Origin of the sequence: Verrucosispora sp. WMMA2121, from assembly GCF_027460185.1 — a bacterium.
GTDB lineage: Bacteria > Actinomycetota > Actinomycetes > Mycobacteriales > Micromonosporaceae > Micromonospora > Micromonospora palythoicola.
Map to the genome: position 1 here is coordinate 781,562 of NZ_JAPZBH010000004.1, position 20,796 is coordinate 802,357.

Annotated in this window: 14 protein-coding genes; 5 read left to right on the forward strand and 9 right to left on the reverse strand. The window is 71.2% G+C overall.

Annotated features, from left to right (window positions below; genetic code table 11):
* Window positions 1-8: 8 nt before the first annotated feature.
* The 7 genes from O7605_RS04335 to O7605_RS04365 all read right to left on the reverse strand — a co-directional run bounded on the left by O7605_RS04335 (window position 9) and on the right by O7605_RS04365 (window position 8,992).
* Window positions 9-1,493: a sugar transferase gene (locus O7605_RS04335; protein WP_269738012.1), complete on the reverse strand. Its 1,485-nt coding sequence runs from the start codon at window positions 1,491-1,493 to the stop codon at window positions 9-11.
* 206 nt (window positions 1,494-1,699) lie between these two features.
* Window positions 1,700-3,463, reverse strand: coding sequence for a substrate-binding domain-containing protein (locus tag O7605_RS04340; RefSeq protein WP_269738013.1), 1,764 nt, complete (start codon window positions 3,461-3,463; stop codon window positions 1,700-1,702).
* Window positions 3,464-3,608: 145 nt separating this feature from the next.
* Window positions 3,609-4,643 carry a lactonase family protein gene (locus O7605_RS04345; protein ID WP_269738014.1) on the reverse strand — a complete coding sequence of 345 codons (1,035 nt, stop codon included), beginning with the start codon at window positions 4,641-4,643 and terminating at the stop codon, window positions 3,609-3,611.
* 106 nt (window positions 4,644-4,749) lie between these two features.
* The gene (locus O7605_RS04350) at window positions 4,750-5,352 is read right to left on the reverse strand and encodes a GTP-binding protein (RefSeq protein WP_269738015.1); all 603 of its coding nucleotides are present in this window, start codon (window positions 5,350-5,352) and stop codon (window positions 4,750-4,752) included.
* Window positions 5,333-5,722 (reverse strand): DUF742 domain-containing protein, encoded by a 390-nt coding sequence (locus O7605_RS04355; protein WP_269738016.1) that lies wholly within the window; start codon window positions 5,720-5,722, stop codon window positions 5,333-5,335. The genes O7605_RS04350 and O7605_RS04355 overlap by 20 nt, the downstream gene beginning before the upstream one ends.
* Window positions 5,712-6,131 (reverse strand): roadblock/LC7 domain-containing protein, encoded by a 420-nt coding sequence (locus tag O7605_RS04360; RefSeq protein WP_269738017.1) that lies wholly within the window; start codon window positions 6,129-6,131, stop codon window positions 5,712-5,714. The genes O7605_RS04355 and O7605_RS04360 overlap by 11 nt, the downstream gene beginning before the upstream one ends.
* Complete coding sequence (locus O7605_RS04365; protein ID WP_443083897.1) at window positions 6,131-8,992, reverse strand: nitrate- and nitrite sensing domain-containing protein; 2,862 nt, start codon at window positions 8,990-8,992, stop codon at window positions 6,131-6,133. The genes O7605_RS04360 and O7605_RS04365 overlap by 1 nt, the downstream gene beginning before the upstream one ends.
* Window positions 8,993-9,288: 296 nt before the next feature.
* On the opposite strand from O7605_RS04365, the gene O7605_RS04370 reads away from it, so the two are divergent.
* From O7605_RS04370 to O7605_RS04380, 3 genes are all read left to right on the forward strand, one after another.
* A complete protein-coding gene (locus tag O7605_RS04370; protein WP_269738018.1) occupies window positions 9,289-9,885 on the forward strand; it encodes a hypothetical protein in 597 nt (198 codons plus the stop codon).
* 10 nt (window positions 9,886-9,895) lie between these two features.
* Window positions 9,896-10,855: a hypothetical protein gene (locus tag O7605_RS04375; RefSeq protein ID WP_269738019.1), complete on the forward strand. Its 960-nt coding sequence runs from the start codon at window positions 9,896-9,898 to the stop codon at window positions 10,853-10,855.
* A gap of 142 nt (window positions 10,856-10,997) precedes the next feature.
* On the forward strand, window positions 10,998-11,378 hold the full coding sequence (locus O7605_RS04380; protein WP_269738020.1) for a hypothetical protein: 381 nt from the start codon (window positions 10,998-11,000) through the stop codon (window positions 11,376-11,378).
* A gap of 200 nt (window positions 11,379-11,578) precedes the next feature.
* On the opposite strand, the gene O7605_RS04385 is transcribed toward O7605_RS04380, so the two are convergent.
* Window positions 11,579-13,384 carry a glycoside hydrolase family 6 protein gene (locus tag O7605_RS04385; RefSeq protein WP_269738021.1) on the reverse strand — a complete coding sequence of 602 codons (1,806 nt, stop codon included), beginning with the start codon at window positions 13,382-13,384 and terminating at the stop codon, window positions 11,579-11,581.
* 531 nt (window positions 13,385-13,915) lie between these two features.
* Here O7605_RS04385 and O7605_RS04390 point away from each other — a divergent pair.
* The gene (locus tag O7605_RS04390) at window positions 13,916-14,899 is read left to right on the forward strand and encodes a hypothetical protein (RefSeq protein WP_269738022.1); all 984 of its coding nucleotides are present in this window, start codon (window positions 13,916-13,918) and stop codon (window positions 14,897-14,899) included.
* Complete coding sequence (locus O7605_RS04395) at window positions 14,883-15,584, forward strand: class F sortase (RefSeq protein ID WP_269738023.1); 702 nt, start codon at window positions 14,883-14,885, stop codon at window positions 15,582-15,584. Before O7605_RS04390 ends, O7605_RS04395 begins: the two co-directional genes overlap by 17 nt.
* Before the next feature lie 95 nt (window positions 15,585-15,679).
* On the opposite strand, the gene O7605_RS04400 is transcribed toward O7605_RS04395, so the two are convergent.
* On the reverse strand, window positions 15,680-20,734 hold the full coding sequence (locus O7605_RS04400; protein WP_269738024.1) for an NAD-glutamate dehydrogenase: 5,055 nt from the start codon (window positions 20,732-20,734) through the stop codon (window positions 15,680-15,682).
* Window positions 20,735-20,796 lie beyond the last annotated feature (62 nt).

Sequence of the window (20,796 nt, forward strand, 5' to 3'; positions counted from 1 at the left end):
CCGCCGGATCAGTACGCGCCGCGGCTGTTGACCACCGCGCCGACGGTCTTCCACAGAATCGTCAGGTCGGCGGCGAGCGACCAGTTCTCCACGTAGTAGAGGTCGAGCCGGATGCCGTCCTCCCAGCTCAGATCGGAGCGGCCGCTGACCTGCCAGAGCCCGGTCATCCCCGGCTTGACCAGCAGCCGGCGGGCGACGTCGCCGTCGTACCGGGCGACCTCGGAGGGCAGCGGCGGCCGGGGACCGACCAGGCTCATCTGCCCCAGCAGGACGTTCACCAGCTGCGGCAGCTCGTCAAGTGACCACTTGCGCAACAGCCGACCGACCCGGGTCACCCGGGGGTCGTCCCGCATCTTGAACAGCAGGCCGTCGGTCTCGTTGCGGGCGGCCAACTCCGCCAGCAGCACGTCCGCGTTGACCACCATGGTGCGGAACTTGAAGACCCCGAACTCCTGGCCGCCCTGCCCGACCCGGATCTGGCGGAAGAGCACCGGGCCTCGGCTGTCCAGCTTCACGGCCAACGCGATGACCGCCAGCAGGGGCAGCAGCAGGGCCAGGGCGACAAGCGACATCGACCGGTCGACGAACCCCTTGACCAGTTTGCGGACGCCGCGGAACTCGGGGGCCTCCACGTGGATCAGTGGCAGGCCGGCGACGGGCCGGGTGTGGATGCGCGGGCCGGCCACGTCGGTCAGCGCCGGAGCCAGCACCAGGTCGATGCCGGTGCCCTCCAGTTGCCAACCGAGCCGACGCAGCCGGGTCGCGGTCAGCTCCCCGCAGGCGGTGACGGCGACCGTGTCCGCGCCGATCGCGGCGGCGGCCTCCGGAATGGCCCGGAACGAACCGACCACCGGCACGTCGCCGAGCCGCTGGGCGACCGGGGCGAGCAGGGCGTCCGGGATGCAGGCACCGACGACCTGGTAGCCGGCGTACGGCTCGCGGCGCAGGGTGTGCACCAGTTCCAGCACGTGGGCGGTGTCACCGACCACCAGCACCCGCCGCGACCAGCCCGACCCCTGCGACCGGGCGCGGTGCAGGCGCTTGCGGGCGGCGAACCGGGCCACCTCCAGACCGATCGTGCCCACCGCGAAGGTGATGGCCAGGAAGCCCCGGGACACCCCGACGTCGGCGACGTAGCCCGCGATCGCGGTGGCGCCGGCCAGCCGCAGACTCGCCATGCTCACCCGCCGGTACTCGTCCGCACCGTAGCCCACCACCCGGTCGTCGTAGCAGCGCAGGGCCTTCAGCGAGACCAGCCAGGCCAGCACGAGCGCCGGGGCGACCAGGACGTACGGCACCGGGCCACGGGGTGCGGCCTCACCGAACCGGACGGCGTAGCCGACCAGCACCGCCACCGCCAGCACGGCGGTGTCCAGCACGACAAGCGTCCGGACGTACGCCCGCTGGTCGGTACGCACCGGTCGCCCCGATGCCGGGACGTCGTTGGGTTGCGATGACGATCTGACCGGGGTCAACAGCGTAGCCGAGGTCACCAGCCCTCCCACTTCGCTCGCCGACGGCACGGGCCCGGCCGGGACGGTCGGGTCTGCCGATGCACGACGACATCCTGCCCTGACAACCATGACTACCAATTGCTTCCGACGTATTGCCGTCAGTTTCCAAGGCGTAGGACAACGAGAAAGGGGCCGGTGGTACCGGCGAAACCGGTACCAGCGGCCCCTTTACGGGGTGTCTCAGGTCAGGCGGGTGCCTTCCGCAGCGCGATCGCCCGGAGGAAGATGTCACCGATCTTGGTGGGATCCGTGGCGACGAACGCACCGCCACCGGCGCTCTTCGCGATGGTGTCCAGCTCCGACTTGCTGACCTCGGTGCCGATACCGATGATGATCACCTGGATCGGCTGCTCCGGATCCTTGATCCGCTTCAACTCGGCGAGCAGGGCCTTCTGGGAGATGCCGTCGGCGTCCTCGTTCTTGCCGTCGGTGAACAGCACGATCGAGTTGACCTTGCCCGGTTCCCAGTTCGCCTGGACGTCCTTGTACGCGGCCAGCAGCGTGTCGTACAGGCCGGTGTCGCCGCTCGACGAGGCGACCCGGTCCAGGCCGCGCTCCAACTCGCTGCGCTGCCGTGACAGCGGCGCGATCGGCACCAACTCCTGGTAGTCCCGCGAGCCCACCAGGTTCGTCGAGAAGACCCACAGGCCGATGGACCACGAGTCGTCGAACAGGTTCAGCCCGCGCCGGGCCGCCTCCGTGGTGACCTGCTGCCGGGTCGCCCCGTTGGCGGTCGGCACCTCGTTCTTCATCGAGCCGGAAACGTCGATGATGCAGAGCATCCGACCGGACAGAGTGGCGATGGACCAGCTGGAGACCGCCCGCTCCACCGCGTCCGGGGCCAGCCCACCGGCGGCGACGCCGCCCTGGGCCGGCGGCGCGACGGAAGCGTCCCCACCGGCCGGGCTCGGCGCGCCCTGCGGCGCGTTGAAACCGGTGCCCCAGTTGCCGTCCGGCGCCCGCAGCGACTGCGCGGCCAGCTTGTCCTTGAACGACGTCGTGGTCAGCGCCTCGAACAGCACCCCGGCGGCGGACGCCTTGGCCGGCTCGATCCCGGGCAGCACCGCGTACGGGTAGTCGAGCGGCAGTGGCGCCGGCTTCAGGTAGAGCGCCGCCAACGGCACCGGAGGCTTCCGGGCGTTGTACTGGATGACGTCCTCCTCGGACAGCGCCGCCGCACCGAGGGCGCTGGCCAGCGTGGTGGCGTCGCTGGCCGTCGGGAACTTGGCGAGCAGGTCCTGGCGCAGCGCCGAGGCGCCGGCGGCCAACGCCCGCAACGCGCCGACGCGCTCCTGCTCGGCGGTCTCGCCGCCGGTCGACGCCGCGGCGGTCATCATCGACAGCAGGCCGGACAGTCCGGCGGCGTCGCGGGTCGGCTCCACGATGCCGGTCTTCAGCGGCCGATCACTGTTGAGGCGCGTCAGCAGGTCGGTCCAGCCGAGTTCCTGCTGCGGCCAGCCCAGCCGGGTGGCGATCGGTTCCGGCATCGCGACCACCACCGGGCTGCTCGCGATGGAGGAACCGTTGCCGGGCTCGAAGGCCGCCGCGCCGCCGGTCTTGAGTCGCAGCAGCCAGGTGGAGGAATCCGGAATCCAGACGTCCGGACTCACCGCGGTGCCACTGGCCTGCCCCACGCCGGCCAGAATCGCGCCGTGCTTGGCGGACACCACGGCGGCCACCTCCACCGGGTCGGAGGCGGCGACCGTCACGTCGATGCAGGTTCCATCGACCGCGGCACCCTTCTCCTCCCACTCGGTGGCCGCCTGGTCGACCGCCGGGGCGAGCTCGCTGGCCACCGCGACGGACAGCTCGATCTTGCCGGAGCAGTCCTGGCCGGCGAGTTGGCGATAGCCGACCCACCCACCAGCGGTGACGACGAGTACGCCGACCGCTGCTGCGGCGGCGGCACCGTGAATACTTGAACGCATGCGATGGCGGCCTGCTGACACGCAGACCATCTTGCGTATCCGACCGTTGTACTGCCATGGCCGTTCGGACGAAAGTTACAGAGGAGAAACAGTTCACCGCGATTCAGTTACTTTGAGTGATGAGTCAGCGGCGCAATGTGGATGTATCTATGTCCGAGCCACACGATCAGGGCAGAACGCAAGTAGGGCTCGCAATCGGTAGCGGCTCGCCGACCGCCACCGGCACCCCGGTGGCCGGGTCGACCCGGAAGGTGCGCACCATGTCCGCCCGTTCGTCGGCGACGTACAGGTGTTCACCGATCAGGGCGAAGTGACGGGGCCACTCGCCGCCGGTCTCCACCTCCGCCACGAGTTCCGGCAGGTCCGCACCGAGGGCGAAGACCGTCACGGTGCCGACACCCCGGTTCGCGACGTAGAGGAAGCGGCCGTCCGGACCGATGCCGATCTCGGACGGCTGGACGTGCCCGCCCCGGTCGCTGGCGTCGACCCGGCCCCGGTGGTGCAGCGCCCCGTCGAGCAGCTCGTAGGCCAGCACCGAACCGTCCAGCTCCCCGGAGACGTAGCAGCGCCGTCCGTCGGGGTGCCGGGCCAGGTGCCGGGGCCCCACCCCGGGCGCGGTTCGCACCCGGGGCGCGCGTGGCACCAGTCGTCCGGTGGCGGCGTCGAGGTCGTACCGGTAGATCGAGTCGGTGCCCAGATCGACCGCCAGCAACGGCGACGCACCCGTCCCCGGCGAGACCATGTGGGCGTGCGCCCGCTCCTGGCGTTCGGGATCGGCCCCGTGTCCCTGGTGCGCGACCACATCGGTGCGCTCGCTCGGCACCCCGTCGGCGTCGAGCGGGAAGACCGTCACGCTGCCGCCGCCGTAGTTGGCCACGAACAGGTGACCCCCGTCGGGTGCGACCGCCAGGTGGCACGGTTCCGCTCCGCCGGTGGGCCACGACCCGATTGCGGACAGCTCGCCGTCGGTGCCGACCCGCCAGGCGCTGATCCGGCCGTCGGGCAGTTCGTTCACCGCGTACAGCACGGGTCGCGTCGGGTGGCGGGCGAGGAAGGAGGGCGAGTCGGTGACCGCGACGGTGCCCAGCGACGTCAGCTCGCCCGTACGCGGCTCCCGCCGGGCGGCGACGATGCCGGTGCCGCGCCCACCGCTGGGCGCGGTGTACCCGCCGATGTGAACGATCTCGCCTCGACCTGCCACCGGTTGCCGCCCTCCGCTCGTTTCCGTCGAATCCACCTCCGCAGCCTTCCCCCGACGCCGACGGATTAGACCTCTGCGCCGCCACCCGGGCGCGCCGCCGGTCGGCTCAGGCCGTCGGTACCGGCTCGCCCCGATGCCGGGCGACGTGCTCGACCAGGGAGATCAGCACGGTCTTGCCGGACTGCCGATCACGAGCGTCGCAGAGCACCATCGGCACGTCCGGGTCCAGATCCAGGGCCCGGCGCACGGCCTCGAGACTGAACCGCCGGGCGTCGTCGAAGCAGTTCACCCCCACCACGAACGGGATGCCCCGCTGCTCGAAGTAGTCGATCGAGGGGAAACAGTCGGCCAGCCGTCGGGTGTCGGCGAGCACCACCGCGCCGAGCGCACCGAAGGCCAGTTCGTCCCAGAGGAACCAGAACCGGTCCTGTCCCGGCGTACCGAACAGGTAGAGCTGGAGGTCCTCGTTGATGGTGATCCGGCCGAAGTCCATCGCCACCGTGGTGGTCGTCTTGGTCTCCACCCCGGAGAGGTCGTCGGTGTAGATGCCGGCGTCCGTCAGGATCTCCTCGGTCTGCAACGGCCGGACCTCGCTCAACGCGCTCACCAGCGTCGTCTTGCCGGCGCCGAAGCCGCCGGCGATGAGGATCTTCAGCGCGATGGGCACCCGGTTGCCCCGCCGCTCGCCGTCATAACGCACGGAGTCCATCGACCACCGCCTTGAGGATGTCGTTGTCGGGTAGGTACGTGGCGCGCGGTGGCTGGTGCACGGCGACCAGTCCGCGGGACAGCAGATCACCGAGCAGCACCCGGACCACGCCGATCGCCAGGTCGAGGTCCGCGGCGAGCTCCACGACCGGGGTACCGCGGCCGGCCAGCTCCACCAGCAGCCGGTGCTCCGGATACAGCTCCGGATAGGCCGCGAGGTCCGGATCCGGCTTCGCCAGCACGTACGCGACCAGATCGAGCCCGTCCGTGCTGGGACGGGCCCGCCCGCCGGTCAGGGTGTACGGCCGCACCACCGGCCCGGCGTCGTCGTCGAGCCACTCATGTCGGTGCCCGGGCAGGTCAGTCCGCATCGGTGGTACCCGCAGCCGCCCGGGCCGGCGCCCCCAGGTTCTCACCCACCCGGGTCACCAGCATCGCCATCTCGTACGCCACCAGGCCGATGTCCGCGTCGGCGTCGCTGGCGACCGCCAGGCACGCGCCCTGGCCCGCCGCGGTGACGAAGAGGTACGCGGACTCCATCTCCACGACGGTCTGCCGGACCGGTCCACCGGTGAGGTGCCGGCTCGCGCCCCGGGCCAGGCTGGACAGACCGGACGCCAGCGCACAGAGGTGCTCGGCATCGGCGGTGCCCAGGCCGGCGGAGGCGCCCAGCAGGAGTCCGTCGGCCGACAGCACCACGGCCTGCCGCGCGGTCGGCACCCGCTCCAGCAGATCGTCCAGCAACCAGTCGAGATCTGCGTTCTGCCTCGTCGACTGCATCAGGCGTCCCTCTCAGTCACGGTCGGGGGATTCGCCGGCGCCGATTCGGTGGCCGGCAGGGCGTCGGGCGGCGCGGTGCTGCGGTTTTGACCCGGCGGGTCCGTTCCGGCCGGGTCGGGAGCCGGCACGGCGGAACCGGCCCGGTCGGTCGGGTCGGCGGCAGCCGCACCGGGCTGGTGGTTCGGCTGCGCCGGAGACGGCTCGGTCCGGTCGGTCCCGTTGCCGGGGACCGGTCCACCCGGATCACGGCCGGGGGTTCGGGTGGCGGCCAGCCGACCCCGCGCGGTGCCCGCCTGCAACGCCGACATGACCCGGCGTGCCTCCTCCGGGCTGCGCGGCGCCGGATCGCGGTGCGGCCGGGCCAGGGTCCGGGACGCGACCACCGGTTGTCGGACGGTCGGGCCGTCGATCGCGGCCGTCCGTGCGGGCCGTGCGGTCATCGCCGGCAGTTGCACGGTGGGCGCGTCCAGCACGGGGTCGGCACCGGGCACGTCCCGGTGCCCGGAAACCGGTCCAACCGGCGCGTCGGCGCCGGCCTCGGCTGGATCGGTGCCGGCCGGCCGCGCCGGTGCGGGCTGAGGTTCCGGTCCGGCCCGGACGACGGGGGCCACCTCGGCGGTGGACGGGACGCCGTTGCCGGCATCAGCGGTCGACGCTGCCGGCTCGCCGCTGGGCGACGCGACGGCGCGGCGGCGGATCCGGCGGGGCAGACCGTCGGCCTCCGCCGGCCCGACCGTCGATCTGCCGCCCTGGGTCCGGAGGGTCGTCTCGCCGACCGGCTCGCCTTCGACCGGACCGCCGGCGGGTGCCGTCGTGTCGCGCGGGACGGCGCGGGTTCGGGGACGGGGCACCGTGGTCAGTCGGGTCGCCCGGGCCAGCCTCCGCTGCTCCGGCGTGGCACCCTTGTCGTCGCCCGCCAGCGCCTCCGGGCCGGGCAACGGCGACGGTTCCTCCGTGATCAGTCCGGTCGGGATGAGCACCACGGCGGTGAGGCCGGTGCCCGTGCCCTTCGATCGCCGCAACCGGACCCGGACGTCGTGCCGGGCGGCCAGTCGCGCCACCACGAACAGACCGAGCCGGGCGGTCTCGCTGGGATCGAACTCCGGCGACCGGGCCAGCTTCCGGTTCGCCTCGTCGATGGCCGCCTCGCTCATGCCGAGACCCTCGTCGGTGACGGAGAGGGCGTAGCCGTGCGCCACGTGCTCACCGGAGATCTCAACCCGGGAGTCGGGTGGGGAGAACGCGGTGGCGTTCTCGATCAACTCGGCGAGCAGGTGGATGATGTCCCCCACCACCCGACCGACCGTGCCGGCGGGCTGCACCGTGGTGATGTCGACCCGGTCGTACGACTCGACCTCGGAGATCGCCCCTCGGATGAGGTCCACCATGGCGACCGGGTTGCGCCAGCCCCGGCCCGGTGTGGCGCCGGCGAGGATGACCAGATCCTCCGCGTGCCGACGCAGCCGGGTGGCGAGGTGGTCGACGCGGAACAGTTCGGCCAGGTGGTCGGGGTCCTCCGCGTCGCGTTCCAGCCGGTCGAGCAGCGCGATCTGCCGGTGCACCAGCCCCTGACTGCGTCGCGCGATGTTCAGGAAGACGTCGTTGAGACCACGCCGCAGGCTCACCTCGACCATGGCCGAACGGATGGCGACCTTGTGCACCTCGGTGAACGCCTGCGCGACCTGGCCGATCTCGTCGGCGCCCCGGTCGGCCACCGAGGCCTCCCGAGCCAGGTCGACCTGCTCACCGTTGCGCAGCCGGTCCACCACCTCCGGCAGGCGCCGCTCGGCGTCGGCGAGCGTGCCGCGTACCCGGGTCAGCCGTTGGGCGACCGAGCGGCCGACCCGGACCGCCACCACCAGCGAGAGCACGACGGCGATCAGGCCGAGCAGTCCCGCGGCGGCCAGCCGCACCAGCGTCCGTACCGCCATCGGCACCGACCGGTCGGCCAGGCCGTCCGCCTGGGTCAGCTCGAAGTCCCGCAGCGACTGCTGCACCGTGTCGTAGCTGGTCTGCCACGCCTGCGGGTCGAGCCTGAGCCGGGCTGACGGGTCGGCGGCGACGACGTCGTCCTGCATCTCCCGGAGCCGGCCGAACGCCTCCCGCTCGGTCAGCCGCTGGTACGCGGCCCGGTCCGCCTCGGGCAGGTCGGCCACCGCGGTCTCGGCCAGGAACCGCTGATTTCCGATGCCCTGCACGAGCAGGATGTGCTCGCCCTCGGCGAACCTGCCCGAGGTCAGCACCCCGGCCAGCAGCGCGTCGGTCTGGGCCAGCAGTTCCCGCGAACGGCCGAGGCCGGTCAGCGCCAACGCCTCGCGGTTGAGGTCGTGGTCCGGGAGGTTGGCCAGGGCGGTGAAGGTGTGGAAGGCGGAGGAGATCATTCCGCTGTAGAGCCCGACCGCGCCGGCGCGGTCGAGATCCCGACGATCGATGAAGCCGCGGCCGGCCGGCAACGCGTCCAACTCGCCGATGAGCCGTTCGAGCCGGGCTTCGAGCAGCTCACCGGCGGCGTCGCGCAGCTGGTCGCCGCCGACCCGGCGACGCAACTCGGTGATCGCCGCGTCGGTGCGGCCCCGCTGTGCCACCAGGGCCGGCAGCACGCAGTCGGCCGAGGGTTGTCCACACTCGGTGCGTGGCGAGGCGAGGTGCACCACGGAGAGCCGTCGTTCCCGTTGCAGCTCGGCCACCACGGTCTCACCTGGCCGGCCGAGGTCGTACAGCAGGGTACGGGCGGCGAGCAGGTCGAGCGCCGGCCCGAAGGTGAGCGTGGTCGCGAAGATCCACAGTGCCAGCAGCGCGGTCACCGGCACGACGACCAACGCGGTCAGCTTCGAGCGGATCGGCCAGTCGCGGGTGTTCAATCGGACCTCGCCCGGAAGGGTGGCTGGAAGGGCTCCGGCGCAGCCGGGCAGCGCCGTCACCGGGCGCATCCCGGTCGTCCCGCCGGGACGCCGGCTCGGGCGCCTTGGGCAGGATACGTAATCCGCGCCGGTCGCACTACCGTCCGTCGAGACTACCGGTACGTTGCCGAACGTCCCGACGACCAACCCCTTGTCGGGTTCCCTGCCCGCGCCAACCGGGTCGGGTCAGGAAAGTGTTCCGGAACGGGATTGGCGATCAGTGCGTGGAGGGAATACCTGCAGGCGAAGGAGGAGCCATGTCGCCCACGCAGATAGTCGTCACCGTCCTCGTCATCCTGGTGGTCGCCGCCATCGCCGCCGTCGTCGTCGTGGCCGGCCGCCGCCGGGCGCTCCGGCAACGGTTCGGCCCCGAGTACGACCACGTCGTCGCCGAGCAGGACAGCCGCAGCGCCGCCGAGCGCGAGCTGCGGGACCGGGAACGCCGGCATGCCGAGCTCGAACTGGTCCCGCTCACCCCCGAGTCCCGTGCCCGGTACACCGAGGCGTGGGAGGAGCTTCAGGTACGTTTCGTCGACGCTCCCGCCGAAACCGTCGGGCAGGCCGACGAACTGGTCAGCCGGCTGATCGCCGAACGCGGGTACCCCACCGGTGAGTTCGACGACCAGATCGCCCATCTCTCCGTCGAGCACGCGCGGACGCTGGGCCACTACCGCGACGCGCACGAGATCCACCTGCGCAACTCCCGGGGCGAGGCCAGCACCGAGGATCTCCGCCAGGCCGTCGTCCACTATCGCGCCCTCTTCAGCGACCTGCTCGGCGAGGAGTCGCCGGTCGCTGCGGGGATGCCGGAACAGCGCCACCCCGATGCCGCCCACGACGCCACCAACCGCTGAGGAGATCACCATGCGGCAGGAAGAGCAGCAGCTCAACAACGACCACCCCGAGGCCGTACGCTCCGCCCCGGTGGCGGTGCCGACCACCGAGGACGACCGGGAGCCGGGCGACGAGGTCGAGACCGTCGACGAGCCGACGGATCGGGACCGGTCGGAGGCCGACCGCGGCCGGCCCTGGGACGGCCGTCCCGGCTCCGACGGCGAGCGCACCGAGTTCCACGAGCCGGGTCCGGTGCCGACCGCCTTCGGCGCGACCACGGTCGGTGGCGCGGTCGCCGCGTCCGCGCTGGCCAGCCCGCGCCCCGAGGACGAGCGCGACCCGCGCGAGGAGGACACCGCCCGACCTGGTGACGGCGCCGTCGACGGGGAGCGGGAGGGACGGCGGGCCGACCCGACGGCGGAGTTCGGTGCTACGAGCGACGAGGTCGACCGGACCGACCCAGTCGACGATCCCGCGGCCGATGTCGTCGACGACCGGGCTTCGGCCGTCGACGACGACCCGACCGACGACGACGTGGACGCGACCGACGACGACGTGGACGCGGCCGACGGTGACAACCGACGGACGACGGTGACGGACGTCGACGACACGGCGGCGGCGGGTGGTCCCGGCTACGGAAGTGCCGCCCCCACGATGGTCGACCCCGACACCCAGACCTCGGGCGAGGGCACGTCCGGTTCGGGGACGACGGTCCCGGCCGGCGCGGCGACCCTGTTCGACGACGCGACGGCGCAGGGCTTCCGGGACCGCTGGCGCGACGTCCAGCTGCGCTTCGTGGACGATCCCCGGGCGGCGGCGGGTGAGGCGCAGTCGCTGGTGGAGGAGGCGATGGAGGCGCTGTCCGCCGCCCTTGCCGCGCACCGCGACAAGCTCGGCGGCTGGCAGGAGGCCGGCTCGTCCGACACCGAGCAGTTGCGGGTGGCCGTGCGCGAGTACCGGGACTTCCTCGACCGGGTGCTCGGCCGCTGACTCCGCGTGGCCGTACCACCCGAGGGCGGGTGCCTCCGATCCGGGGCACCCGCCCTCGGCGTACCACCGTCAGGCATGGCCACCGGTGTGGCGGGTACGCCCAACAGGGTCGGAGAGCGCCGCGGACAGGAGGGCAGCAGCGATGACGGATCGTGATCGGCAACGACCGCTGGAGGAGCGCCCCGAGGCGGCTGCGGCGGTCGACGACGACAGCACCGTGCCGCAGCTGATGACCGGAGGCGGACCTGACCGGGACAATCCGACGTTCGCCGAACCGGACGACCGGCCCGAAGGCGGGTCGACCGAGGACATCATCGCCGACCCGTACGCCGCCGGCACCGGCGCGACGGGAACCGGTACCGGCGCGGGCGGAGACAACATCCGCACCGGCGCCGAGCAGCCCTGGGAGCCGGAGGATCTGGTGATGGCCCGAGGGCAGGATCTCACCGCCGAGAACATCGAGCGGGCCCGGCGCGAGCTGGCCGAGGCCGGACGCGCGGCGATCGAGAAGACGGTTCCCTGATCCGCCCGCGCCCCGGTGCGCCCCCACCCGGACAGCGGTAGCCGGTTGCGGCGTTGCACCGCCGCCGGGCGGGTGACGGCGACCGTGGCGCAGGCGGCGCGAGGGGCCCCTGGTCCGACCGGTGCGGTCGGACCAGGGGCCCGGGTGACCTGCCGCCGCAGCGCCTCACCTACTGTCGGCGGCGGGTGTGCCTGTGTCCGTCAGGACAGCGGCGGGTAGGCGTTGCGCATCAGCTCGGAAAGCTGCGCCGGGAACCAGGCGCCCGAGATCGGGGCGTCCGGCAGGGCACCGCTCATGCTGTTGCCGTTGCGCTCGTTGCCCTGGTAGGTCGGGTCGCACATCCGGTCGAAGCCCTTGCCGTCGTTGTTCGGGATCTCGCGGCTGGAGCCGTCCGACTCGCCCGGGGGCTTGATCCAGACGTACGCGTCGATGCCCGACGCCGGCGCGGCCGTCGGCCGCTCGCCCAGGCCCGCACCGGCCTGGTTGCACCAGTTGCCCTTGTGGATACGACGGTCGATCCGGCCACCGTCCACGTAGGCGTTCACACTGGTCGTCGGGCCCGCGGCGGTAGGCCGGTTGGGGCCGCCCCAGCCGTTACGGGAGGTGTCGATCAGCATGCCGATGTTGCTGGGGAAGCCCTGCCGGACGAGTTCCTGGCGGAACGCCTGAGCGAAGCTCTGCTCGTCGTTGTACTGGTTCCAGTCGATCCAGTCCGACTGCCGCACCGTCTGCCCGTTCACCGAGTCGGTGACCTTGGCGTACGGCTCGACCAGTGCCGAGTAGTTGGCCGTGTTGGTGATGAAGCCGTGCACGTGGTTGACGGTGGCACCAGAGGCGCCGGCGGCCTCCCGCAGGATCTGGGCGGTCGGGGTGAAGTTGCTGTCCCAGCCGATCCAGCCGTGGTGACCGGCGTCGATGTAGTTGTAGACGTTCGGGATCGCGCCCAGCTTGGCCAGGGCGTAGCCGACACCCTGCACGTAAGCGCCGTTGGCCTTGACCGTGTCGCACATCGCGGTGCCACCCGGGTTGCCGGAGGTGTTGGTCACCAGGTTCGGCAGCGAGTCGATCTCGATGATGTTGATGATCCGCAGGTTGCGGTACTTCGCGTCACCCTGGATCGCCGCGATCGGGTCGATGTACTCGGCCTTGTACTTCGGCAACTCGTCCGCCTTCAGCTCACCGTTGGAGGCGAGCGCCGCGCAGTCCCGGCCGGGCAGGTTGTAGATGACGACCTGGATGTACTGCGCGTTCTGCCGCAGCGCTTCGTCCAGGTGGTCACGCAGGCCCATCGGGCCGTTGGACTGGCTGTTGTCGGTACCCTCGATCGCCGCGATCCGGTCAAGCCACACACCGGTCGGGGTGTTCGAGATGCGGTTACCGCCGCTTACCGATTCGGCCTTGGCCTTCCACTCCGGGTTCACGTACCCCCGGGCGCCTACGTACGGGTTGTCCACCTTGGTGCCGGGCGGCGGCGTGGTGGGCGGCGGAGTCGTCGGTGGCGGGGTGGTCGGCGGGGGCGTGGTGGGGGGCGGCGTCGTCGGCGGGGGCGTGGTCGGCGGCGGCGTGGTCGGCGTCGTGCCGCCGTTGCAGGCCACCCCGTTGACGGTGAACGAGGTGGGCTTGGGGTTGCTGCCGCTCCACGAGCCGTTGAAGCCGATGTTGGTGCTGGCGCCGGTGGCCAGGTTGCCGTTCCACGACTCGTTCTGCGCGGTCACGTTGCGACCCGACTGGCTCCACCGGGCCGACCAGCCCTGCACGAGCCGCTGGTTGGCGTCGGGGAACGTGAAGCCGAGCGTCCAGTTGCTGAGCGCGTCACCGACGTTCCTGATGGTGACGTTGGCGGTGAAGCCGCCCTGCCAGTCGTTCGTCGTGTACGACACGTCGCACTGCGTCGCCGCGTGCGCCGCGGTCACCGGTAGCGTCACCAAACCGCCCGCGACCAGCGCGCTCGCGCCGGCCAGCGCGACGGCCCGGCGTCGACCGGACAGCCTTCTCCACACATTCATGCCACTGATCTCCTTGGGCGAGACCGGATCCGCGTACGGCCCGGTACGTGGCCCGAAGGACGTCCGGTGCGGACGGCCGCCGGTGCCAACGGGATTCTTCGGGAGCGCCCGACCCGGACGGGCGTTGGTGGTGGTGCGACGACCGGCGTCACCGGTCGGCGGCCAGGTGGTCGTCCGGCGAACCGGATGCCCTCGACACCTGCCTACGCGGTGTGGCTCTGCTCACCGCGTGCAGCGATTCTTACATGGGAGCGCTTCCATGGCAATGGTTCGATATTTCGAAACCCTACCGGGCAAAACCCCCAACTCCACTACAACGCGAGCGGGCCGCCCTGGCAAGCACTGCGCCACCCATCCACCCAGGCACCGGACAAGCCGGCGGGTCCCGGGGCAAGCGAACCGGTAGAACCCGGCATACCGAACTAATGCCAGAACACGAATTTTCCCTGCATAAGTCATGAAACGGTCTAACGTCGGTTCTGGCTCGGTTGTTGCCGGCCGCAGGACAACAGGGATGGAGTGACACAGGTCATGGCTAAGAAGATGCTGGGGAAGGTGGTTGCGGGTGCTGCCCTCGGCAGCGCTTCCCTGCTGGTGTTCGCGCCCGGGGCCGCGTACGCCGACGGCCAAGCACAGACGGACGAGGGCAAGGTCTTCGCCAAGCCGCACGCCGTCAAGGCCGGCGAAGAGGTCAAGCTCGTGCAGATCTGCCCCGAGGAGCAGGAGCACCCCTTCGTCTGGTCCAAGGTCACCGGGAAGGTCAAGCTCGAACCGGCTCGGGGCGGCGACTCGCGTGGCGACCACAAGGACTGGCGCGAGGAGAACGGCGCCGCCGAAGGCGCCGACAGCGAGGGCTGGTCCGGCCACGAGCGTTCGCAGCCCGCCGAGGCCGAGTCCGGCAGCGGTTGGGGCGGCGGCGCGGCTGACGCCCACGACGACTGGAAGGGCGAGGAGCACGGCCAGGACGCCGAGGCTGGCGACGCGAAGGACCACGGCAAGAAGGACTGGAAGGGCCAGGCCGAGGAGAGCGACTCGGCCGCCGAGGAGTCCACCGGCGGCTGGTCCGGCCGGCACGAGAACGGCGCGGACTCCGCCGAGCACGACTGGTCCGGCAAGGGCGACTGGTCCGACGAGTCGGGCGAGAGCGAGTGGTCGGGCAAGGACGACTGGTCCGGCGAGTCGGGCGAGCGCGACTGGTCCGGCAAGGGCGACTGGGCGGCCGAGGAGGCCGAGGAGGCCGAGGAGCGCGGCTGGGAGCACAAGAAGGACTTCGTCTACTACGGCGAGGCCCAGGTGGCCGAGGACGCCGCGCCCGGCACGTACAAGCTGGAGGGCTCCTGCGGCACGGGCGAGCTGGTCGTCCTGCCGAACGGTGGGGTCGACGGCGGTGACGGTGGCATCGCCACCGGCGCCGACCGTGGTCTGGCCGCCGCCGGGGCGAGCCTGGTCGGCGCGGCCGCCCTCGGCGGCCTCGTGCTGATGCGCCGTCGTCGGGTCGATGAGTTCGCGGCCTGACGCGACGACGAGACGGGCCGGCGGCCGCCACGGTAGACCGTGGCGTGCCGTCGGCACCGCCGTCGTCGTCCTGCTCGCCATGACAGGTTCCGGGCTCGTCGGCGCGTCACTGAAGAGCACCGACGCCGCGCGCCCACCGCAGCCCGTGGCGGGTACGGCCGACCGGCCCCCGCAGAACCCGTTCGCCGAAGCCGACCTCGACGACGCGCGGCGGGTGCCCGCCGGACTCCCCCGGGCCGCGCCCACCAGGATCGACATTCCCCGCATCGGAGTCCGCGCCGGCATCATGGCGCTCGGCACCAACCCCGACGGCACCGTCCAGGTGCCGCCACTGGACCAGGCGATGCTCGCCGGTTGGTACGAGCCCGGCCCGAGCCCCGGCGAGCGGGGCAACGCCGTGATCGTCGGACACGTCGACTCGGCCGCGATCGGTCCCGCCGTCTTCTTCTCCCTCGGCGCCCTGCGACCCGGTGACACCGTGAGCGTCGAACGGGCCGACGGCCGGACGGCGACCTTCCGGGTGGACTCGGTGGCCTCGTACCCGAAGGACGCCTTCCCCACCGAGCAGGTGTACGGCCCCAGCGAACGTCCGGGCCTGCGGGTCGTCACCTGCGGCGGCCAGTTCGACGAGGCCACCGGCGACTACCCCGACAACGTGATCGTCTTCGCCACCCTGCTGCCCTGACCACCCCGCCGATCATGCAGTTGTGGCACCGAACGAATGCCGTGTATCCACGCATTCGGGGCGCCACAACTGCATGATCGCGAAGGGCGGGGTGGTCAGTTGGCGGCGGAGGTGCGGACCAGGGTGCGGATCTGGCGGAGGAGGACCGACAGGGCCGCCAGGTCGGCGCGGGACTCGTCGAACTCGCCCATCGCCCGTTCGGCGCGGTGGATCGACGTGGCGTTCGACTGCTCCCACTGCTGTACCCGCTCCTGCGGCGGCAGGTCGCCCGGCGTGGAGTCCAGCACCTCCGCGGTGAGGGCGGCGAGCGCGGCGTACAGGTCGTACCGCAACGCCATCCGCGCCAGCGTCTGCCACCGGTCCTCGCGTGGCAGCAGGGAGATCTTCGACAGCAACGAGTCCACCCGGAACCGGTCGGAGAGCACGAAGTAGACCGAGGCGACCTCGCCGACGTCCCGTCCGGTGCTCGCGGCGGTCTCCACCACGTCCAGCAGACCGAAGCTGTACATCAGGCGGGTGCTGCGCTCGGCCAGCTCACGCGGCACCCCACGCTCGGTCATGGAGTCGATGTGGGCCGCGATCGACTCGCGTTCGCTGCCGTAGAAGAGCGTCTCCATCCCGGGCAGCAGCCGGGCGATCCCGTCCCGCAGTCGGGCGATCTCCGCCGGCACGTCGAGCGGCGAGCGGCGGTTGGTCACCAGCCACCGGACCGCCCGGTCGAGCAGGCGTCGGGTGTCCAGGTAGACGTTCGTCTGCAACTCCGGATCGATCCGGTTGTCCAGCGCCTCGACCGCGTCCCACAGCTCGCGCAGTCCGAAGACCTCACGGACCACCACGTACGCCCGGATCACGTCCGCCGCCGTGGCGGCGGTCTCCTCCACCACCCGGAAGACGAACGAGATCCCACCCCGGTTGATCGCCTCGTTGACCAGCACCGTGGTCACGATGTCGCGGCGCAACCGGTGCCGGTTCATCCGGTCGGCGAACCGCTGCCGCATCGGCGTCGGGAAGTAGTTGACCAGCACCTCGCCGGTCCACTCCTCGTCGGGCAGCGCGTCGGTGAGGATCTCCTTCTCCAGGGCGATCTTCACGTACGCCAACAGCACGGCGAACTCCGGCGCGGTCAGTCCGGACTCGGTGCGTACCGCCAGTTCCTCGTCCGGCGGCAGCGCCTCCAGCGACCGGTCCAGCACTCCGGCGCGCTCCAGCTCTGTGATCATCCGGCGGTGCACCGGGAGCAGCGAGGTGGCCTGCGCCTGAGAGTTGTTGATCGCCCGGGCCTGGTCGTAGTTGTCCCGCAGCACCAGCTCCGCGACCTCGTCGGTCATCCGGGCGAGCAGCTCGTCCCGCTCGGGAATGGTCAGCTCGCCGTCGGCGACCGCGGTGTTCAGCAGGATCTTGATGTTCACCTCGTGGTCGGAGCAGTCCACTCCGGCCGCGTTGTCGATGAAGTCGGTGTACATCCGACCGCCCGCCTGGGCGTACTCGATCCGGCCGTGCTGGGTGAAGCCGAGGTTGCCACCCTCACCGACCACCCGGCAGCGCAGGCTGCGACCGTCCACCCGGATCGCGTCGTTGGACTTGTCGCCGACCTGGGCGTTGGTCTCGCTGGACGCCTTCACGTAGGTACCGATGCCGCCGTTCCAGAACAGATCGACCGGTGCGGTGAGGATGGCCTTCATCAACTCCTGCGGGCTCAACTGGTCGACGTCGTCGTCGAGCCCGAGCACGGCACGGACCTGTGGCGAGATCGGCACCGACTTCGCCGTACGCGGGTGGATACCGCCACCGGCGGAGATCAGCTCGGCGTTGTAGTCCTCCCAGGTGGACCGGGTCAGTTCGAACAGCCGCCTCCGTTCCGCGTAAGAGGTGGCCGGGTCCGGGTCCGGGTCCAGGAAGATGTGCCGGTGGTCGAAGGCGGCCACCAGCCGGATGTGCTCCGACAGCAGCATGCCGTTGCCGAACACGTCACCGGACATGTCACCGACGCCGGCCACGGTGAAGTCCTGGCTCTGGGTGTCGTGCCCCATCTCCCGGAAGTGCCGCTTGACCGACTCCCACGCGCCCCGGGCGGTGATGCCCATCTTCTTGTGGTCGTAGCCGGCCGAGCCGCCGGAGGCGAAGGCGTCGCCCAGCCAGAAGTTGTGCGCCGTCGAGATCTCGTTGGCGGTGTCGGAGAAGGTCGCGGTGCCCTTGTCCGCCGCCACCACCATGTACGGGTCGTCACCGTCGTGGCGGACCACGTCGTCGGGCGGCACGATCTCACCGGCCACGATGTTGTCGGTGACGTCCAGCAGCGCCGAGACGAACTCCTGGTAGCAGGTCACCGCCTCGTCCCGGTCACCCGGCTTCTGCTTGAGCACGAAGCCGCCCTTGGCACCCACCGGCACGATGACGGCGTTCTTCACCATCTGCGCCTTCACCAGGCCGAGCACCTCGGTACGGAAGTCCTCCCGCCGGTCGGACCAGCGCAGGCCGCCCCGGGCCACCGGCCCGAACCGCAGGTGCACACCCTCGAACCGGGGCGAGTACACGAAGATCTCGAACTTCGGTCGGGGCGCGGGCAGCTCGGGTATCGCCTGCGGATCGAGCTTGAACGCCACGTACGGCTTCGGTCGCCCGCCCACCGGCCGCTGGTAGAAGCTGGTCCGCAGGGTGGCCTGGATCAGGTTCAGGTACGAGCGCAGGATCCGGTCCTGGTCCAGGCTGGCCACGTCGTCGAGCGCGGTACGGATCTCGGCCACCAGCTCGGCGCCACGTCGCTGGCGCTGCTCGGCGGCGACCGGGCCCGGCTCGAACCGCGCCTCGAACAGCTGCACCAGCAGCGTGGCCAGGTGCGGGTACGCGATGAAGGTCGACTCCATGTAGTCCTGCGAGAACACCGTGCCGGTCTGCCGCAGATACTTCGCGTACGCCCGGAGCACCACCACCTGACGCCAGGTCAGCCCGGCGAGCAGCACCAGCTCGTTGAAGCGGTCCACCTCGGCCTCGCCCCGCCACGCCGCCGCGAAGGCGTTCTCCACGTGCGGGCGTACCTCGGCCAGTTGCTGGTGCCCCTCGGGCAGTCGTAGCCCGAAGTCGTACAGCCAGATCCGGCCGTCGACCCGCTCCACCTCGTACGGGTGCTCGTCGACCACCTTCACGCCGAGCGAGTGCAACACCGGCAGCACCGCCGAGAGCATCATCGGCTCGCCGTAGCGGTACACCTTGAACCGCACGTCCATCGACTCGTCGACGTCCGGACCCCGGCTACCGGCACGCGGCGCCAACTGCTTGCGGAACAGGTGCATCTCCAGCTGGCCGGGCTCCTCCAGCAGCTCCAGCTTGGCCAGGTCCTTCATCGCCTCGTACGGCGTGTGCCCGTCCTTGTAGCCCTCCGGGAACGCGTCGGCGTACCGGCCGAACAGGTGCTTGGCCTGCTCGTCGCCGAGCTTGCGTTCCAGCACCAGCCGGTAGTCGTCGTCCCACAACCGGGTCGCGTCGGCCAACTCCTCGGCCAGCAGGTCGGCGTCGATGTCACCGGGCGGGCTCGTCGGGTCGGTACGCACGATGAAGTGCACCCGGGCCAGCATCGACTCGGTCACCCGGGTGGTGTAGTCCACCCCGACCCCGTTCAGCTCACGCAGCAGGATGTCCTGCATCCGCAGCCGGTTCTGGGTGGTGAACCGGTCCCGGGGTAGATAGATCAGACAGGAGATGAACCGCCCGTACGCGTCCCGGCGCAGGAAGACCCGCAACTGCCGGCGACCGGCCATCCGCAGCACCCCGATGACCGCGTGGTACAGGTCGTCGGTCTTGATCTGGAACAGCTCGTCGCGCGGGTACGTCTCCAGGATCTGCATCAGATCCTTGCCGGAGTGGCTGCGCAGGCTCAGGCCCGACCGGTCCAGCACCTCGGCGACCTTGCGCCGGACCACCGGCAGCTCCTGGACGCTGGTCCGGTACGCGGCGGTGGAGAACAGGCCGAGGAAACGGCGCTCGCCCACCACCTCGCCGTTCTCGTCGAAGATCTTGAAGCCGATGTAGTCGAGGTACGCCGATCGGTGCACGGTGGCCCGCGAGTTCGCCTTGGTGATGATCAACAGGCGCTTCTCGGTGACCTTCTCGTGCGCCTCGGGCGTCATCGAGGACAGCGCCCGCGCCTCCGGCGAGTCCTGGCGCAGGATGCCCAGCCCGGTGCCGAGCACCGCCTCCAACGCCGGCCCGTCCGCCGCCGAGTTCGGCACCAGCCGGTACTCCCGGTAGCCGAGGAAGGTGAAGTGGTCGTGCGCGAGCCAACGCAGCAGCTCGACCGAGTCGGTGATGTCCTTCTCCGGCACCGGTGGCCGGTTGTCACTGGTCCGCGCGGCGGCCAACTCGTCGGCCAGGGCGAGGGCGCGCTGGCGCATCTTCGGCCAGTCCTCGACCGCCTCCCGCACGTCGGTCAGCACCCGCTGCAGCTCCCGGCGCAGCTTGTCCCGCTCCTCCGGGTCGCGGACCGGGTCGATCTCGATCCGCATCCAGCTCTCGACCAGGTCACCGGAGATCGCGTCGTCCGGTTCCACGTCGGCGGCGACCTCGACCAGCCGCCCCAACGGCTCCCGACGCACCACGACCAGCGGGTGCACGAGCAGGTGGACGTCCAGGTGGTGGGTGTTGAGCAGGGCGGTCACCGAATCGACCAGGAACGGCATGTCGTCGGTGACGATCTCGACGACGCTGTGGTGCTGCTCCGCGTCGGGCGAGTGGATCCGCAGCTTCAACTCGCCCGGCACCCGCTGCCGGGCCAGCTCCCGGTGCGCACGGGCGGCGTCGAGCATCTCCTCGGCGGTGAACCCGATCAGCTCCTCGTCCGGCGCGAACCGCCAGAACCTGCCCACCAGGGTCGCCGCGTCGTGGTCGTCGCCGGCAAGCGACACGGCCTGGGCCACGAGTCGCTCGGCGTTGGGCACCGGCTCGTCGAACTCGGTGTCCTCCGCGTCGTCGGCGAGCGCCTCCGGCGGCAGTCCCAGATCGTAGAGGGTGTCGATGCTCGAACCGGTCATTCCGGTCGCGCCTGTGTCTAGCCGACCGAAACCGTTCCCGTCGGTCGCCGTGTCGAAACTGTCGTCCCGGCCGGTGTCAACCTGCCGGAGGTCGGGTTCCGGTTTGATCGCCGGACGCCGGTCCATCGGTGCCACTCCCCTCGACCCACAACGCTGTGGGTCACTCTGCCGCCAAGCCTAGGCCGACC

Excerpts from the sequence above, each read along its gene's own strand:
- O7605_RS04390 (WP_269738022.1), top strand. The coding sequence starts at position 13,916 with ATGGCTAAGAAGATGCTGGGGAAGGTGGTTGCGGGTGCTGCCCTCGGC.
- O7605_RS04375 (WP_269738019.1), top strand. The coding sequence starts at position 9,896 with ATGCGGCAGGAAGAGCAGCAGCTCAACAACGACCACCCCGAGGCCGTA.
- O7605_RS04380 (WP_269738020.1), top strand. The coding sequence starts at position 10,998 with ATGACGGATCGTGATCGGCAACGACCGCTGGAGGAGCGCCCCGAGGCG.
- O7605_RS04400 (WP_269738024.1), bottom strand. The coding sequence starts at position 20,734 with ATGGACCGGCGTCCGGCGATCAAACCGGAACCCGACCTCCGGCAGGTT.
- O7605_RS04355 (WP_269738016.1), bottom strand. The coding sequence starts at position 5,722 with ATGCGGACTGACCTGCCCGGGCACCGACATGAGTGGCTCGACGACGAC.
- O7605_RS04350 (WP_269738015.1), bottom strand. The coding sequence starts at position 5,352 with ATGGACTCCGTGCGTTATGACGGCGAGCGGCGGGGCAACCGGGTGCCC.
- O7605_RS04395 (WP_269738023.1), top strand. The coding sequence starts at position 14,883 with ATGAGTTCGCGGCCTGACGCGACGACGAGACGGGCCGGCGGCCGCCAC.
- O7605_RS04385 (WP_269738021.1), bottom strand. The coding sequence starts at position 13,384 with ATGAATGTGTGGAGAAGGCTGTCCGGTCGACGCCGGGCCGTCGCGCTG.
- O7605_RS04360 (WP_269738017.1), bottom strand. The coding sequence starts at position 6,131 with ATGCAGTCGACGAGGCAGAACGCAGATCTCGACTGGTTGCTGGACGAT.
- O7605_RS04370 (WP_269738018.1), top strand. The coding sequence starts at position 9,289 with ATGTCGCCCACGCAGATAGTCGTCACCGTCCTCGTCATCCTGGTGGTC.